Raw genomic sequence first — 16,014 nt, 5'->3', positions numbered from 1 at the left:
ACATGATGCAGCATAGCCCTGCATAGCGTAGGCTCCAACTGTTGCCACAAAAAAAGCCTCGCTGACTACAGTGAGACTTTTTTGTGCACCTAGGGTACAAAGGCTAGTGCATTGAACAAAATAAAAAAAGCGCCCTGGCTACTAGCCAGGACGCTTTTTTTGGTACAGGCCGCGAGGCCACTGTCATCAAATTATTCGATAACGACGCGCTTGATGATGGTGGATGCGCCCGCCTGCAAGCGTAGCGTGTAAACCCCGGTTACCAGCCCGGCGGTGGGCACCGTGAAGTGCGCGCCGCTGGTGGGCAGTGCCACCGACTGTCGGCGCACCACCTGCCCTAGGGTATTGAGTAGCTCAGCTTCTACCCGGTTGGCGGCGGGCACGGCCGGTACCTCTACCGTGAAGCTAACGCGGGCCGGATTAGGATAGACCGTGACTTGGGCCGGGGCCAGCGGGCCCTGGGTGGCCAGCGTGGCAGATGGGCGCAGCACCAGCGCAAAGCGCCCACGGCCCGCCGCGGCAGTAGCCAGTGTAAAGCTGTAGCGCGTGCCTGCCGCCAAGGCCTGCTGAGTACCGGTAGCCGCATCGCGCAAGTACAGCGTCGTGGCGCCGAAGTTGGCGAGGTCAGCTACCTCGAAGGTATAGCTGCCAGCGGCGGGCGCAGCTAGCGCCAGCGGTAGCACTACTTCGGCGGTGCCGACCAGCGTGGGCAGGCCCTGGATGGCCAGCGGCGTGGTGCCCACAAGCGAGGCCAGGTTCAGGCCTGTCGGATTCGGAATCTTTACGGCATCGTACTCGGCATCGACGCTGGTCGTCGCGCCGGCTTCGACATAGAGGTAAGCATCGTCGCTGAGGCCCGCGCCCGCCACGCGCAGTTGCAACTGCGGGCGCACATCGGCAGTGGTACGGCCAAAGGCGTTCTGGCTGCCAAAGGTGGTGACCCGGTTGGCATTGGTCAGGTTAACGGCGCCGTTGGTGCCGGGCGCGGTCACGCGCACAAAGTAGCCCGAGCCAGCTTCGATTTGGGCAGCGGTGCCACCGATGCCATTCACATACGAGCGGTAGGTGCCCGCGTACTGGCCGGTGCTCTGGAAGACGGACATGGCCGCATCCAGGCCAGGGCGCTGGGTAGGCGTAACGGTGCTCCAGTCGAGTGGCGAGGGGTAGGGGTTACCTAGGAGTTGCCAGCCGGCATCGGCGCTGGTGCCGCGTGTGAGCTCGCCCGAGTTTTGGGCGCCCGTGTTAAAGGTGCCCGTGAAGCGCACTGGCGTGCCGGTGGCCGGCGCATTTACGGTGTAGCCGCGGTTGGGCTGCATGGTTTCGCTGAGGCTGGCCGGTGAGAACCAGCCTTTGTCGAAGTCGCTATACGAAGAAGTAGTTGTCGCAATGCGGCTTTCGTCGTAGCCAAATACCGTGGGAAAGGGAGTAGTCGCGCCCGGCGTTGCGCTGGTGTTATACGCCGCATTCACTACGGGCGCGGTGCCGCCTGTGCGCAGGCTGTCAAACGGCAGCGCGGTCACGGGCGAGCTGTAGTGGCGGTAGGCCGGTCCCGTAACGCCGCCCGTGAGGGAGCGCTGCATGCTGGCTGTAGCGCCAGTTACCACGCCCCCCGTGTTATCGACTAGGGCAGTGCCTGCGGCCGACGAGGGCAGCAGCAGCGAATTGCCGTTGAGGGTGAGATTACCGCGCTGGAGGCGTAGCACCTGGGCCACCGTCAGGTTGCGAGTAAGGAGAACGCTGCGGTTGTTGTTCACCGTCACGTTGCGGGCCCGCAGTGGCATTAGCGCGCCGGTTTGCTGAGTACCGGCCCCTGCAAACACATAGTTGGCATCGGTGCTGAGCTGCAGCTGGCTGGTGCGGGAGAAAAAGAAGCCGCCACTGCCGTTGATGGTAATGCCGGCTATGTTGGGCTCGATGAGCGTAGCCCCGGCCGACAGCACGAAGCGGCCCGGACCCTGGATGTAGTAGGCCACGTCATCGGTGCGCACCGCGCCGCCGCTGGCCACGGTCATCGTGCCATAGATGGTAAGGTTATCCGAGAGCGACACCGACCCGGTGCTGGTCACGGTCACGTTGCGATACGAGCCGCCAATGGCCCGGGTGTCGCCCACTACTAGGTCGCCGATGGAGGTAACGCACAGCGTGAACGTACCCGACACTACTTCCGTAGCAGAAGTAGTATAAGGGTAAACCCGCACGTAGTAGCGCGTGCCGGCCGTGAGGCTTGTCAGGCCTATGGTTTCGGTGCCAGACCCCTCTGCATCAGCGCAGCTCAGGCTGCTTAGCGTGCCGCAGTCACCTGTCATCACTTCTAGTACGCCATCGAAGGGGCTGTCGAGCTGCACAATGTGCAGCGGGGCTGCCGTAGCCACGAAGCTGTACCACACGTCATTGGCGGAGGCACCGCTGCATGAAGAAGAAGCAATCGACTCCGTAGCGCCGGTGACGGTGCCATTAGTGCCGGTGCACGTCATACTCGGCGTGAGGCTAATGGCAGCGGTGCACTCATCGTTGCTGGGGATGGTACCAAAGTCGACAGTGCTGGTGGTAGTGCCGCCGCCAGCGCAGTTGCTCACCACGTTTACTGTGTAGGCCGTGCCAGGCGTTAGCCCCACCAAGTTTATCAACGAGCCCGTGATGGTTTGGGTGGTGGTAACCGGCGTGGTGGTGATAGTATAGGTAGTAGTAGCCGCGGCCGGCGTAAACGTCACCGTGGCCGAGGTATTCGTGATGGCACTCACGGCTAGGTTCGTGATATCGGGGCACACAGGCGGGGGCGTGGTGGCAAAGCTCACACTGGCCGTGGTGGCCGTAGCGCCCGCCGCGCAGCTCGCCGCGATGCTTACTGTGTAGTTGACACCCGGAGCCAGGCCTGTGAGGCTCACCGGCGAAGTCGTTACCGTTTGGGTAGTAGTGGCCGGCGAGGTCGTGACCACATACGACGTAGCCGAACTGCTAGCCATGAAGCCCACCGTGGCCGACGTGGCCGTGATGGCGCTCACGCTGAGGTCGGTGGGGGCAGCGCAGGCGGCGGCTGGCGCGGTAATGGTAAAGTTGGCGTTCGAGATGTCGAAGAAGTAATTATCAGCTGCCTCTACCATGATGCGGGCCGTGGTAGTAGCCACGCTGGGCACCGTTACGGTGGCCGAGCCATTGTTGGGTGCGCTGGCCAAGAGCACGGTGGGGTAGGTGAGGCCGCCATCGGTGCTGAGGCGGATGTTCACGGTGGCGCAGTTCACGCCGTTGGCGTTGGTGCCGGCCACATCCCAGGTTACGGGCTGGGTGCTGCCGCCAGCCCAGGTTACTGCGGCTGTGTTGGGAGCAGATACCACAAACGGCCCGGCCGCGCGGGTGCTGTTCAGGCTCACGATGGCGCTGCTATTAACGCCGCCAATGATACCTAGGGGGCCATTGTGCTGGTCGCGCACTGTCACGCGGAAGCGCAGCTCGCGCGTCACGGTGGGCAGGCGCTCGCTCAGGCTGGTGGTGTTGTTGACAAGGTCGCTCAGGCGCGGGAAGTAGCGGGTGGGGCTGGCCACGGGGCTGAACGACCGAAACAGCGGCATCGTCACGCCATCCACCTGCGGCGCATCGAGCGAGGCGGCGCCGTTGGGAGTTAGGTCGTACTCTTCCCAGTTGTAAGTAAGGGCGTCGCCGTCGGTATCGTAGGCGTTGGCCGTAAGCTTAAATGGCGTGCCAATTGGCAGCACTAGGCCACTAGTGGGCAGCGAGATAGAGGGCGGGGCATTGCCGGTGCTGGCCGTAGCCGCGCAGGAAGTAGACCCTAGGTAAGCCAAAATCTGGTCGTAGCTGCCCACATGGAAGTAAGCGTCCGAGTTCAACTGCGTATTGGTAGCACCGCAAATGCCCGCGTAGGCCATAATGGTCGTGCCCGAGCCCGGCTCGAATGCCGTGTTGCCGCTGCGGTTACCGCCGCCGCAGCTGCCCGTGGTGCTGTCAAAGGTGTGGCTGCCGCCGCACTGGTGCCCTATCTCGTGGGCCACGTAGTCAATGTCGAAGGCGTCGCCAATGGGCGTGCGGGTGCCAGTGGTACCCTGCGCCTTCAGGCCGTCGCGGCACACCACGCCCAGGCCAGCTACCCCACCGCTGGCCGTGCTGAATACGTGCCCAATGTCATAACCAGCGGTGCCGATAATGGCATCGGTATTAATTTGGTTTTGAGCTAGCAGTGCGTTGTTATCATTGTCGTTGTCAAAGGGGTCGGTGGCCGCATCGGTATATACCAGCGAGGCATTATCGTCTACCAATACAAAGCGCACGGCCAGCTCCTTCTCATACACACCCACCACGCGGTTTACGCTCGTGACGATGGCAGCCAGCCCTAGGGCTACCGTGCCGCCGTGGTAGGCGGTGTACTCGGCCGTGGCGGCCATGGCTAGCCGGTAGGTGCGTAGCACGGGGCCGCTGGTGCGGCCCGCGGTGTTGTCTGCCCCCTTGCCTGCATCGGGGCGTAGCGCGCCTTCCTCCTTGGTATTGCACTCAAATTGCCGGCCCGGCATAGCCCGCTTCCAGAAGCTGAGGTAGTGCTGCGTGTCAGCTTTAGCGGCCGGGTCGATGAAAAAATCGCCGGTCTTGCTAGATAACACCTGGGCATGGAAGCCCCGCGGCGTTAGGTCGAGCCGCACCGTGGCGTGGGGGTCGTCGAGGCCCACGCCCACGTAGGTCTTGATGTTCGGAAATTTTGCTGCCAGCTTAGGCGCCATTATCGGCGACTCGCGCACGGCGAAGCGGGTGTTGGTACCGTCGGGTAGGGGCAAGGTTATAATCAAAGGCTTAATAGCGCTACCTCTGCTTTCGAGCGGTGCCGTAGCTAGCGCAGTGCGCAGGCCCGGCTCGTTCAGGGTGAGGGCGCGTGAGGCTGTCAGCGCCGCGGCTGCGGGCGAAGTAGCAGCTACGCGCCGCGCTCCCGCATCGTCGGTGAAGAAGCTCGCCGGAGCCGGCCCTTGCTGCGCCTGCGCGCCAAAAGTGAGCAGTAGCCCGAGGGCACCTAGCAGCAGTGGGGCTATGCCCATGCCCCCCGCGCTACGCCGGGCGTAGGCAATGAGTAAGCGTAAGTAATGATGCAGCATGAAATGAACGGGAAAAAGTTGGATTATAGAATGAGAGTGTGGGGTGAATATTGTCAAAGCTACGCCAGATGAGCACTGATTGCTTTAGCCATGCTTGTAAAATTCCAGGAATCGGCTGGTTGATTTTCCATAAAGCCACAACGGCTACCTAGGCCGCCTTTATAGCTTTTTACACTATAAGGCATTAGCCTAGGTAGCCGTTGTGGCTACTTGTCGCGAATTAGCGCTGGCAAGCAAGTGAGTGCGCTGAGCTTTGCTTAGCGTCCCCTTATTTGGTCAAAAAGATTGGTTTTGCGCTTGATGAACACATAGCGAATCGAAAATGCCGTAGGGAAGCGCGCATAGTCATCGCTGTTAATCTCGTAGCTAGGCTTAAAGTCGAAGCTGAGCACTACCGGCAGGAAAGCCACCTTATACTCCACGCCCACCAAGCCGTCGAAGCCGCCAAACCCGCCGGTATCCTTATTATTCCCTAGGTGGCCGCCCGCGCCAAAGTAGTAGTTGAGGCTAGGCCCCAGAATGCCGAAGTGGTACTCGCCCAGCACCGTGCCGCTGTACTCGCGCTCGCGCAGCCCGGCAATGCCCTCGATGGTTATGCGCGAGGCCACGCGCTGCTGCAAGGTGATGCCGTAGTTGCCGCCTCCCAGGCGCACGCCGGCGGCGGTATTGTATTTCTGGGCAGCTGCGGAATGAGCCATTAGCAGACTCAGCAACCCGCCAAACCCTAAAAATCGTAAATGCATAAAAAATAGAAGAAAACTGCCAGGCAGTAGCCTTGGCAAGTACGGTGCCAACGCCCCCGGCGCCGGTCCTAGTGTATATTTTCAACGGGGTTAGCGCCCAGCTAACGTATAAGATTACGGCTTTTGCGGGTTTTATTCGGCGCCCAGCGCGTGTTAGCCGGAACTTTGTACTGATATTCTACCACCCACTACCCACTGCGTGTACTTGCATCACGTGGCTGCCTACTTGCCGGCGGCCGTTGTTACCAACGAACATTTTACCCGTCTCAACGGGTTGGCCTCCGACTGGATAATCGAGCGCACCGGCATCCGGGAGCGCCGTAAAGCAGGCCCCGGCGAAAACGCCAACACTATGGGCGTAGCCGCTACCCGCGCCCTGCTGGCCGAGCTACCCGACTTCGACGCGGCCGGTATCGACCTCATCGTGGCGGGTACCTACACGCCCCACGATACCATCTACACCGCCGCGCACGCCGTGCAGCGTGAGCTGAACATCAATGAGATACCCACGATAAGTGTTTCGTCGGCTTGCTCATCGCTGCTCAATGCCGTCGAGATTGTGGAAGGGTACTTTGCCCTAGGTAAGGCTAGCCGAGCGCTGGTGGTAGTAACCGAGCACAACACGGCCTACAACAACGAGGAAGACACCATTGCGGGCCACCTGTGGGGCGACGGCGCAGCCGCTTTGCTCTTCACCAAAGAGCGCCTGGCTCCCGGCGATTTGCGGGTGGTGCAGGTGATGACCGGCGGGGCTGCCCCAGTAGGCAAAGCCGATGAAGCCGTCACGCTCAAGCCAGTCGAGAAAGGTATCGTAATGCCTTTCGGCCGCGATGTTTTTCAGCAGGCGTGCACCTACATGACGCGCATTACCCAGCAGCTGCTCGATAAAAACAACCTGACCGTAGAGCAGCTCACCTACCTGATACCGCACCAAGCCAACCTGCGCATCTCGGCTAACGTGGTGAAGCAGCTCGGCCTCGACCCTGCCCGCGCCGTCAACAACATCGAGCGCCTAGGTAACACGGGGTGCGCTGGCTCGGCCATTGGCGTAGCCGAAGTGTGGAGCACGCTTAAGGAAGGCGATAAGCTCATCGTGACCGTATTTGGCGGCGGCTACTCCTACGGTGCCATGCTGCTGGAGAAGTAAATCATTTAACAGTTATCAATTAGCATTTAACAGTTAGGCGGTAGTAATAACCGTCTCAGTTATTGTTCTTGAATTGTTAAATGCTAATTGATAATTGTTAAATGAGTCTCCCGCCCGCCGCTGCTTTTCTGCCCGAAATCACGTTTCAGACCAGCCGGGCCAGCGGGCCGGGCGGGCAAAATGTGAATAAGGTAGAAAGTCGGGTAGAGCTGCGCTGGCACCTGCAAAGCTCGCAGGTACTGAGCGAGGAGCAGAAACAGCTGATACTGGAAAAGCTGGCCGGCCAGCTCACCACCGAGGGCTACCTACTAGTAGTAGCCCAAGACGACCGCAGCCAGCTGCGCAACAAGGAAATTGCCCTAACGCGCTTTCGCGAGCTGCTGCAAAAAAGCCTGCGCCGCCCCAAGCCGCGCCGCGCCACCCGCCCCAGTGCCGGCGCCGTGCGCCAGCGCCTAGAAAGTAAGAAGCGCCAAGGCGAAAAGAAAGCTAACCGCCGCCGATTTGAGTAGCCAGAGTTACTTGGCTGTCTGAGGTGCCGCCGTGGGGCGCCACAGCAGCACCAGCAAACCCACCACCGGCAGCAGCGAAGCCAGAAAATCGAGCAGCAGACGACCTAGGCGGTACGTGCCCGCGCCCCCACCAGCGCGCCCTAGGGCCAGCAGCAGCAAGCAGGCGGCCCCAATGCCCGCGTAGCAAAGCCACGCCTGCCGCCAAGCGCGGGCCGGCAAAAGCAACCACAGCCCCGTGAGGCTGATAACGAGAAACAACCCTAGAAAAGCCACGCCCACTGGCAGCGCCAAGTGGCTAACACCCGCCGGCACATCGGCAGCCGAGGCGCCCGGCACGTAGTGCAGCCAGGCCGGGCCCGTGGCCAACAGCGCCGCCCAGCCCCGGCTGAGAGCCGCCACCATATTGCTCTGAAAAATGCTAACCAGCGCCAGCACTGCCAGCAGCACCACGCCCGCCGCGGCCCGCGCCGTAAGCCACGAGTTGGGGGCCACTGCGTTCGTTGGCACGGCTGCCGGGAGGGGAGTTGCTACCGCCGTAGCGGCCGGCGCTTGGCGCGTCCAAAGCAGCCAGAGGCCACCTAGGGCTGCATAAGCCACCGCGCTGAAGGCATAGTGGTGGTCAAAATCGAAGGTTTCGGGCGAGTAGCGGTGGTTGAGTGCCAGCGCCATAATGCGGATGACATTGAGCAGCCACAATGCCGCAATGCCCGCCGGAATAAACCACAGCCGCCGCTGGGTGGGGCCCGGGTAGGCCAGTACGAAACCTACCAGCAACACATACAGCACCAGGCCATCGCAGGGGGCGCCTACCACCACAGTCGGCTGGCCGTTTAGCAGCAGCAGGTTAGGCATGTCGGTGGCTACCCCAGCTTGCCAGCCTATAGCACGCAGGCCCCACACACTACCCACCGCCAGCTGCCGGCACAGCAAGGCATCTAGCGGACTATTGACCCCCAGGCCGTAGGCCATGCCAATAATCCAGAGCAGCAGAAAGCCGCCACTGACCAGGCCAAAGCGCCAAAGCTGGCGCGTGCCCGGCGCCGCAGAAGAGGAAAGAGTAGCAGTAGACGATGCCGCCATATTGTAAAGTAAAACCTAAGAGGTAGTTAAAGTTACAGCCCCCGCGCCAAAGCTGCCGTAGCGTCTTTGGCGCGGGGGCTGCCAACAGAGCCCCTAGGTGGCTACTTACAGCAGGGTGCCTCGTAGCATCACTAGGGCTACGGTGAAGTAGATAATCAACCCCGTTACGTCGACCAGCGTGGCAACAAAGGGGGCCGACGAGGTGGCCGGGTCGAGGCCCAGGCGGCGTAGTATCAGCGGTAGCATCGAGCCGGCAATACTGCCCCACAGCACAATGCCAACCAGCGCTACGCCCACCGTAAGCGCCACCAGCAGCCAGTGCGGGCCATATATCGGGCTGATGCTCTGCCAGATGGCGATGCGCCCGAAGCCCACCAGGCCCAAAATCAGGCCCAGCATGATACCGCCCGCTAGCTCGCGACGCAGTACGCGCCACCATTCGCCCAACGTAAACTCACCTAGGGCCATGGCCCGGATAATGAGCGAAGTAGCTTGCGAACCCGAGTTGCCGCCCGAGCTGATAATCAGCGGAATGAACTGCACCAGCACGATGGCTTTTTGTAGCTCGCCTTCGAAGAACTGCATGGCCGAGGCCGTCAGCAGCTCGCCCAAGAACAGCACTACCAGCCAGCCGGCGCGCTTTTGCACCAGCCGCATCAGCGGCGTGGTCATGTAAGGCTCGTCCAGGGCTTCAGAGCCACCGAATTTTTGGATGTCCTCAGTGTCTTCCTCTTCCCGGATGCTCAGAATATCGTCCAGCGTCACGATACCTAGGAGAATACCCTGGTCGGCGCTCACCACGGGCAGCGCGCCGCGGTCGTTGCGCCGAAACACGTCGATAGCATCTTCCTGGTCCTGGTCCACGGTGAGCTGCACAAAGCGGTGGTCCATGAGGTCGCGCACCCGCGTGGCGGGGTTGGCCAAGAGAAACTCCCGGATGCGAATGTCGTCGATGAGCACGCCGCGGGCATCGGTCACGTAGAGCACGTTCAGCGTTTCGGACTGCCCGCCGTGCTGGCGCACGTAGTCGAGCGATTGCTGAATGGTCCAGTTCTCGCGGATGGCGATGTAGTCAGGCGTCATGAGGCGGCCCACCGAGTACTCGGGGTAGCCCAGCAGTTGCAAAGTCACGCGGCGCTCGGGCTCCGAGAGGTTTTGCACCAGCTCGGCCACGAAGTTGGCGGGCAGGTACTCGAGCAGCGCCGTGCGGTCGTCAGGCGACATCTCGTTGAGGATGTCCGTAATCTTGTCCTGCGCTAGATTATCTAGAAAGTGGCGTTGTATTTCCAGGTCGAGGTACTCAAAGACCTCGGTGGCCAGCTGCAGCGGAAGTAACCGAAAAATAATAAGCTGCTCGCGCTCGTCCTCGTTTTCAATCAGCTCAACCAGCTCGGCGGGCTGAAAAGAACGCAATAGCTTTTTCAGCTTAAAAAATTCGCCCTCCTGGATTAGCGATGTAATATGGTCCACGGTTTCGGGCGAGGTCATAGGCAGGGCGTAAAAACCGAAAAATGTCGGTAGGGATGAGTGTTTCGCTAGGCAAGAGTTGGGGCGCCCGGCAAAATTACGGCCCAGTTACGTTGTAAGACACGGCCTAGGTGGCAATTTTGGCGTACTTCGTCTCTGCAACACTTCCTTCCGCTGCTTTGACTCCTGTTTCTGTGCCCTCTGCTGCCGCCGCGCCCCTAGGAACCATTGTGCTGCTGGGCGGTGGCTACGACGACCCCACGCTGGCCATGCTGGCTGGGCTGCTGCCCGACCGCCACGCGCCCATCGAGATACTGACCACCGCCACGGCCCACGAGCCGGCCGCCACGCATGCTGGCTACGCTCGCGTGCTGGGCACCCTAGGGTGCCCGCACGTGGCGCACCTGCAGGTAGATGCCGAGCACCCTGCCGACGCGCCCGCCACCCTGGCCCGGCTGCAAGCGGCCGGCCTGGTTTTCCTGACCGGTGGCAACCAAGAGCGGCTGACCGAGTGCCTGGCTGGCACGCAGTTCTTAGAGATTTTGCGCCAGCGCTACCAGCATGAGGCGGGCTTTTTGCTAGCCGGCACCAGTGCCGGCGCCTCGGCCCTGGGCGAGCAAATGCTGGTGGCCGGCCGCGGCTGGCGCAGCCTGCTAGGCGGCGGCATCGAGGTAATACCAGGCCTAGGGTTGCTGCCCAACCTGCTCATTGACCAACACTTCATCGAGCGCGAGCGATACCCGCGCTTGCTGCACGCCGTATTGGCTCACCCCCACCTGCTGGGCCTGGGCCTGAGCGAAGAAACTGGCCTGCTGCTGCACCCCGGCCGCCCCGCCGAGGTATTCGGCACCGAGGTAGTAGTGGTGGTCGATGCCCACCACGTAACGGCCAACAACGTGGCCACGCTGCCCAAAGGCAAGCCCCTAGGTGCCCGCGGCCTCAGCGTAGACCTACTAGTGGCCGGCGACACCTTAGTAATGAGCAATTATCAATGAACAATGAGTCGTTGATGGCGGCATAAAAGATGCTACAGTCAACTGTCCATTGCTCGTTGCTCACTACTCATTGATAAAAAGCTGGGCACCAAATAGGGATATATTTGCGTTGGGCTGCCGAATAAGCTTAGGATAATGCCGTTACTCCGTTTTGGGCCGCGCCTGGCCGTGTTGTTTGTCCTGCTGCTGGCTGGGGCCTGCATGCGCAAAACCGTATCGTTTAACTCCAAACTCGACCAGCCGCTGCTGGCCGGGGCCGCCGCGCCCGGCGATACCCTCACCACTACTGGCAAGAAAAACCCTAAGCTGAGCACCGCCGGCCGCAAGGCCGTGCTGACAAAAGAAGAGGAGCGCGCCGCCAAAGAGGCCGAAAAAACTGCCCAACGCAAAGACAAGGCGCCCAAGAAGAAAAAGCTTTTCCTGGGCGAGCGCATCAAGAAGGGCTTCTACAAGACGGGCACCGGCAAAAGCCAGGAAATCGTCATCTTCTACTACCTCAAGAACTTCAAGCAGCCTAGCGCGATGGCGCCAGCGGCTTACTACTACAACCCGCGTAAGCACAAAATATTCGCTGCTAACGGTGAGCTTGACCCCAGCGCCGACAAGGTGCTGCACGGCCCGTTTAAGCGGATGCGCAACAACCAGGTCATCGAGTCGGGCTACTACGCCCTAGGTACCAAGCACCTGCGCTGGGAGCGCTACGACGTCAAGGGCAACCTCACGGCCAAGTCGCACTTCGAGATGGGCTTCCCGCGCGATGCCAACATCAGCTACTACGACGGCGGCAACACCATGATAAAGGAGGTGGTGCCCTACGTAAATGGCAAGCTGGAAGGCGACTACGTGAAGTACACCGCCGACGGCAAGCGCGAGTGGAGCGGCCATTTCGAGAACGGCCGCCGCGTGGGCGAGTGGACCAACTACTGGGACTATAAAGGCTACCGCCACTACGTGTTTCAGTACGGCGAAACCGGCTACGAGCCCGAAGTAGCCGAGCCCGAACTTATTCGGGAGTACAGCCACGGCGGTTCACCCATCTACGACAAAGAAAAGAACCTCGACAAGCGCGGCGAGGCCGACCCCGACGCCACCAAAAACGACCCGCGCCGTCCCGGCAGCCACGGTCCCCCCGCCCAGCGGGCGCCCGTGCGTAAGGCTCAGGAGCGCCGCCCTGGTTACCACCCGCCCAAGGCGCCCGTAGCCACGCCGCCCGCCGTGCCGGCCTCGCCGACTACGCCCGCTCCCTAGGTTGTTGGAGGCCAAGGTCTGTCCTGCGGCAGTAAGTAAGGTCATGCAGCGCGCAGCGAAGCATCTTGCGTGGCGCAGTAATCTCTAACGTTAGCAGACGTCAGCACGCGAGATGCTTCGCTGCGCACTGCATGACCTTTTGAGTTTGCCTTGATAAAGGGAGCAGTGTAATGGTGCTGTCCGCAAGATTGATGAGCATAGGGCCTGCCTAGGTGCCAGGTAGAATGTGGACAAAAGGAAAGCGGCATCGGCTAAAATCTGCCAGTGTGCCTGTACACTTGAGCTAACCCGATGGGAATTCTTGCGTTGAAGCTCCTCGGTAACACTCACTTTCCCTTTCTATGTCTGACAAACCCACCATCTTCCCGCCCCAAAAGCAGGATGCCGGCGCCGGTCACCCCGGCCTCGAACACAAAATGACGCCCGAGCCCGAATACATCCGCGAGGGTTACAAAGGCGCCGATAAGTTGCTGAATAAAGTGGCCCTCATTACGGGCGGCGACTCGGGCATTGGCCGGGCCGTGGCCGTGCACTTTGCTCGCGAAGGCGCCAACGTAGCCATCGTGTACATGCCTAGCGAGCAGGAAGATGCTGAAAAAACGCAGCAGCTAGTGCAGGCCGAAGGTCGCCACTGCCTGCTGCTGCCCGGCGACCTCAAAGTACCCGCTTTTTGCGAAGAAATAGTAGAGCGCACCGTAGCAGAGTACGGCCAGCTCGATGTGCTCGTCAACAACGCCGCCGAGCAAAACTGGCACGATTCGCTCGAAGAAATCACTAACGAGGAGCTAGATAGCATCTTCAACCTCAACATCATCGCCATGTTCCGCATCACGCGCACGGCGCTGAAGCACCTGAAGGAAGGGGCGGCCATCATCAATACCACTTCGGTGAATGCCTACAAGGGCAACGAGCAGTTGCTCGACTACACCTCTACCAAAGGCGCCATCGAGGCATTTACGCGGGCTTTATCGCTGCAGCTTGTGAAGAAGGGCATTCGGGTAAACTCGGTAGCGCCCGGCCCCATTTGGACGCCTTTCGTAACGGCCGCAGGCTTGCTCAAGCTGCCCTTTTTTGGTAAAGACGTGCCCATGGGCCGCGCCGGCCAGCCCTCCGAAGTTGCACCTGCCTATGTGTTCTTGGCTTCAGAAGACGCCTCCTATTTCTCGGGCCAGACGCTGCACCCCAACGGTGGCTCGGTCGTAAATGCCTAGTGCCGACCTAGGCGCTAAGAATATTGGTTGCCAATCCGTTAATAGCGGGCTGGCAACTTCGTTCGTAGCGCTTCGTATCAGGCGCTGTGGCCTAGTGCCGCGCTTTTTTTTACTAGCTATTCTTTCCCGATGACTACTAAACACCTTCTGCTGGCCGCCGCTGCGGCCTTCGCCACTGCCTCTTGCTCGCAGGAAAAGACCACTGAGACTACCGAAACCACGGCCGTGCCCGGTGGCGAACAAACTACCACCACCACGACCATCGACACGGTTGCCTACCGCACCTCGGCCGATGCACTGGCCAACCAGGTAGCCGCCGACCTGAAAGCCTCTGACGCGGCCATCAAAACCCGCCTCCAGAATGCGTACTACACCCGCGGCCGCGCCCTGCGCGACCTCGACACGCGCTACGCTACCGATACTACTGGCCGCTACGCTGCCCTCAAGGCCGTGAATGACCAAACCACCAGCGAGGTAAAAAGCATCGTGGACCCGGCGCAGTATAAAACCTACACGGCTAGCCAAGGTACTTACTATGAGGGCCCGTACACGGCCACAGTAGTGACGACGACTACCACTGCCAAGCCCAGCCTAGGTGCCCGCGTGGGCCAGGGCTCGGGCATCAAGAAGCTGGAAAACGACGACGACGACCACAAAGTGAAGTATAACAACGGCGCCAAAATCAAGCGCAGTGACGATGGCTCGGTAAAAATCAAGCGCGCCGACGGCACTAAAATCAAAATTGACGAAGACGGCAACCGCACGGTGAAGAAAGGCTTGTTCTAAGCCACTCGCTGGGCAATTAACGCTTTGCCAAAAAAAGAGCCCTAGGTCAACCTAGGGCTCTTTTTTTGGCAAAAGGCACGGCGCTAATACTAATTCAGAGCTTCGCTATGTTGCTTATTTCTAAGTAGTAATAGGTGGTGCCGGCTGGCGAGGTAGGGGCCGACCGCCCATAGCCGCGGTAAATGCCGCTGAAGCGCACCTTAGTGTCGGCTGCTTTTAGGTGGGTGGGCAGGTCGCCGCATACCACGCCAACGTCTACCGAGTCATAGGTGCCAGGAATGGCCCGCCAAACCACGTATTGCTGCAGCGTTTGGTCGAGTCTGATAACTCCTTCCAGGTCAGTTACCGGCTTGGCATAGCTGCTGGTAGGCGCGCAGAGTAGTTCAGGGTCAGCATCTTTGGTGCAGCTGCCGGCGCCAAGCAGCAGCGCACCTAGGAGAAAGGATAATGTAGCAGTTTTCATAAGCCCAGAAAGGCAAGCTAGAAGGTACTTCTAGATGCCCGCCGGGCTGCCAATGGTTGCACCACTACCCAAAATCGCAAAGTTACCTAGGCATCCAGCTGACACTCAGGCCCTGAAAGGGCCCTAGGCTGTAGGGACTAAGCTGCGGCTGCCGGTACCAGGGGCGGGGGTGCTTAGGTGCTTGCCAGCCCGTGCCGCCCTCTAGGCTAGGGGCGGTGGGCTCGGGCACGCGGGTGCGGCCGTTGCGCACGGCTATCTTGGCGAAGCCATAGCCCAGGGCAATACCTAGGGGGTAGTCGCTGGCCCAGTGCACGCCGTTGTTGAGCATGGCGTAGCCGAGCACGCCCATGAGGCTGTAGCCTACCGGGCGAATGAACTTGTACTCAGGGTAGTTCTCGGCGATAACCGTGACCGTAGCCATGGCCGTGGCGAGGTGCCCGGTCGGGAAGGCATCGTAGTTCGATACATTATTTTGGTACGTGTTGTAGGACGGCAGGAAAAACCAGCGGCCCCGGTCCTGGGTGGCGCGGAAGGGACTTTGGCGGCCAGTCGTGCGCTTGAGTGCCTGCACCACCAAGCCCGTGCTCAGGATGGCTTCGCCGAGCTGCGAGGCCGTTTGCGAAGCGCGGTTATCTTTCTTAATTATCCCATAGGCCAAAAAGGAGGTGGCAATACTAAGGTGCGTCCAGCCATCACCAAGAAAATAAAACGTGGTGTTGAGGTTATCGGGCACCTGCATCTCTATCGGTACTTTGGTGCTGCCCAGGCGCACGGGGATGTAAAACAGGTTGCGCTTGACATCGGCATTGTCGAGGCCGATGTAGCGGCCAAAGCGCTGAGACCCGCGAATAATTTGGTCATCGAAAGCATACAGCGCTGCCGAGCCCAGGGCAATGGCCACAAACGCCGGTACGTTGTCGCGCTTAAAGTAAGTGCCCGGAAACTGCACTAGGTCGCGCGGAATGTGCAGCAGCCAGCGCAGCTGCCCCGGCCGCTCGTAGTGGTACGTGACGCCAGGCGCCACCGTGTAGTCGGTGCGCCAGGGGCGGTGCCCCGGCTTCACTTTTACTTTCAGCTTGCCCGAGTCGGCGGGGGCAGCCAGGTCGGCCGCGAGGCGGCTGGTGGTATCGGCGGCGGCTACCTGGCTCGAATCGGCGGGGTACGCTACTGCCGACCTAGGCGTGGCGCTGGCCGACACAGCCAGCGCCCAAAAAACTCCCAATAGCCACCGGCCCGGGTGGCAGGAAAACGTAAACTTTACCAAAACTTTTAAAC

Annotated in this window: 12 protein-coding genes; 6 read left to right on the top strand and 6 right to left on the bottom strand. The window is 60.6% G+C overall.

All coding sequences use genetic code 11. The features are described from left to right. Positions 1 to 191: 191 nt before the first annotated feature. Together JAO77_RS20705 and JAO77_RS20700 are read right to left on the bottom strand one after the other, a co-directional pair. Positions 192 to 5,090 (bottom strand): reprolysin-like metallopeptidase, encoded by a 4,899-nt coding sequence (locus tag JAO77_RS20705; RefSeq protein WP_198992345.1) that lies wholly within the window; start codon positions 5,088 to 5,090, stop codon positions 192 to 194. 257 nt (positions 5,091 to 5,347) lie between these two features. Further along, positions 5,348 to 5,788, bottom strand: coding sequence for a hypothetical protein (locus tag JAO77_RS20700; RefSeq protein ID WP_198992344.1), 441 nt, complete (start codon positions 5,786 to 5,788; stop codon positions 5,348 to 5,350). 244 nt (positions 5,789 to 6,032) lie between these two features. Between JAO77_RS20700 and JAO77_RS20695 the strand changes: the two genes are divergently transcribed. After that, complete coding sequence (locus JAO77_RS20695) at positions 6,033 to 6,980, top strand: 3-oxoacyl-ACP synthase III family protein (protein ID WP_198992343.1); 948 nt, start codon at positions 6,033 to 6,035, stop codon at positions 6,978 to 6,980. Between the two features lie 101 nt (positions 6,981 to 7,081). Next, positions 7,082 to 7,489 (top strand): alternative ribosome rescue aminoacyl-tRNA hydrolase ArfB, encoded by a 408-nt coding sequence (arfB, locus tag JAO77_RS20690; RefSeq protein WP_198992342.1) that lies wholly within the window; start codon positions 7,082 to 7,084, stop codon positions 7,487 to 7,489. Between the two features lie 6 nt (positions 7,490 to 7,495). Here the strand turns inward: arfB and xrtX are convergent, their stop codons facing one another. Further along, positions 7,496 to 8,569, bottom strand: a complete 1,074-nt coding sequence (gene xrtX / locus JAO77_RS20685; protein ID WP_198992341.1) for an exosortase X — start codon at positions 8,567 to 8,569, stop codon at positions 7,496 to 7,498. Positions 8,570 to 8,674: 105 nt separating this feature from the next. Next, on the bottom strand, positions 8,675 to 10,057 hold the full coding sequence (gene mgtE, locus JAO77_RS20680; RefSeq protein WP_198992340.1) for a magnesium transporter: 1,383 nt from the start codon (positions 10,055 to 10,057) through the stop codon (positions 8,675 to 8,677). A gap of 158 nt (positions 10,058 to 10,215) precedes the next feature. Between mgtE and JAO77_RS20675 the strand changes: the two genes are divergently transcribed. From JAO77_RS20675 to JAO77_RS20660, 4 genes are all read left to right on the top strand, one after another. Further along, positions 10,216 to 11,031 carry a cyanophycinase gene (locus JAO77_RS20675; protein WP_213019448.1) on the top strand — a complete coding sequence of 272 codons (816 nt, stop codon included), beginning with the start codon at positions 10,216 to 10,218 and terminating at the stop codon, positions 11,029 to 11,031. Positions 11,032 to 11,166: 135 nt separating this feature from the next. After that, complete coding sequence (locus tag JAO77_RS20670; protein ID WP_198992338.1) at positions 11,167 to 12,279, top strand: toxin-antitoxin system YwqK family antitoxin; 1,113 nt, start codon at positions 11,167 to 11,169, stop codon at positions 12,277 to 12,279. A gap of 341 nt (positions 12,280 to 12,620) precedes the next feature. Beyond that, on the top strand, positions 12,621 to 13,490 hold the full coding sequence (locus JAO77_RS20665) for an SDR family oxidoreductase (protein WP_198992337.1): 870 nt from the start codon (positions 12,621 to 12,623) through the stop codon (positions 13,488 to 13,490). A gap of 129 nt (positions 13,491 to 13,619) precedes the next feature. After that, positions 13,620 to 14,276 carry a hypothetical protein gene (locus JAO77_RS20660; protein ID WP_198992336.1) on the top strand — a complete coding sequence of 219 codons (657 nt, stop codon included), beginning with the start codon at positions 13,620 to 13,622 and terminating at the stop codon, positions 14,274 to 14,276. A gap of 94 nt (positions 14,277 to 14,370) precedes the next feature. Here the strand turns inward: JAO77_RS20660 and JAO77_RS20655 are convergent, their stop codons facing one another. Both JAO77_RS20655 and JAO77_RS20650 read right to left on the bottom strand, forming a co-directional pair. Then, entirely contained in the window at positions 14,371 to 14,739 is a 369-nt protein-coding gene (locus JAO77_RS20655; protein ID WP_198992335.1) for a hypothetical protein, read from the bottom strand. Between the two features lie 82 nt (positions 14,740 to 14,821). Next, positions 14,822 to 15,961 (bottom strand): phosphatase PAP2 family protein, encoded by a 1,140-nt coding sequence (locus JAO77_RS20650; protein WP_198992334.1) that lies wholly within the window; start codon positions 15,959 to 15,961, stop codon positions 14,822 to 14,824. Positions 15,962 to 16,014: the final 53 nt, after the last annotated feature.

Origin of the sequence: Hymenobacter sp. BT559, assembly GCF_016427535.1 — a bacterium.
GTDB lineage: Bacteria > Bacteroidota > Bacteroidia > Cytophagales > Hymenobacteraceae > Hymenobacter.
The sequence above is the reverse complement of the archived record's forward strand: the minus strand, read 5'-3'. Positions and strand labels throughout refer to the sequence as shown.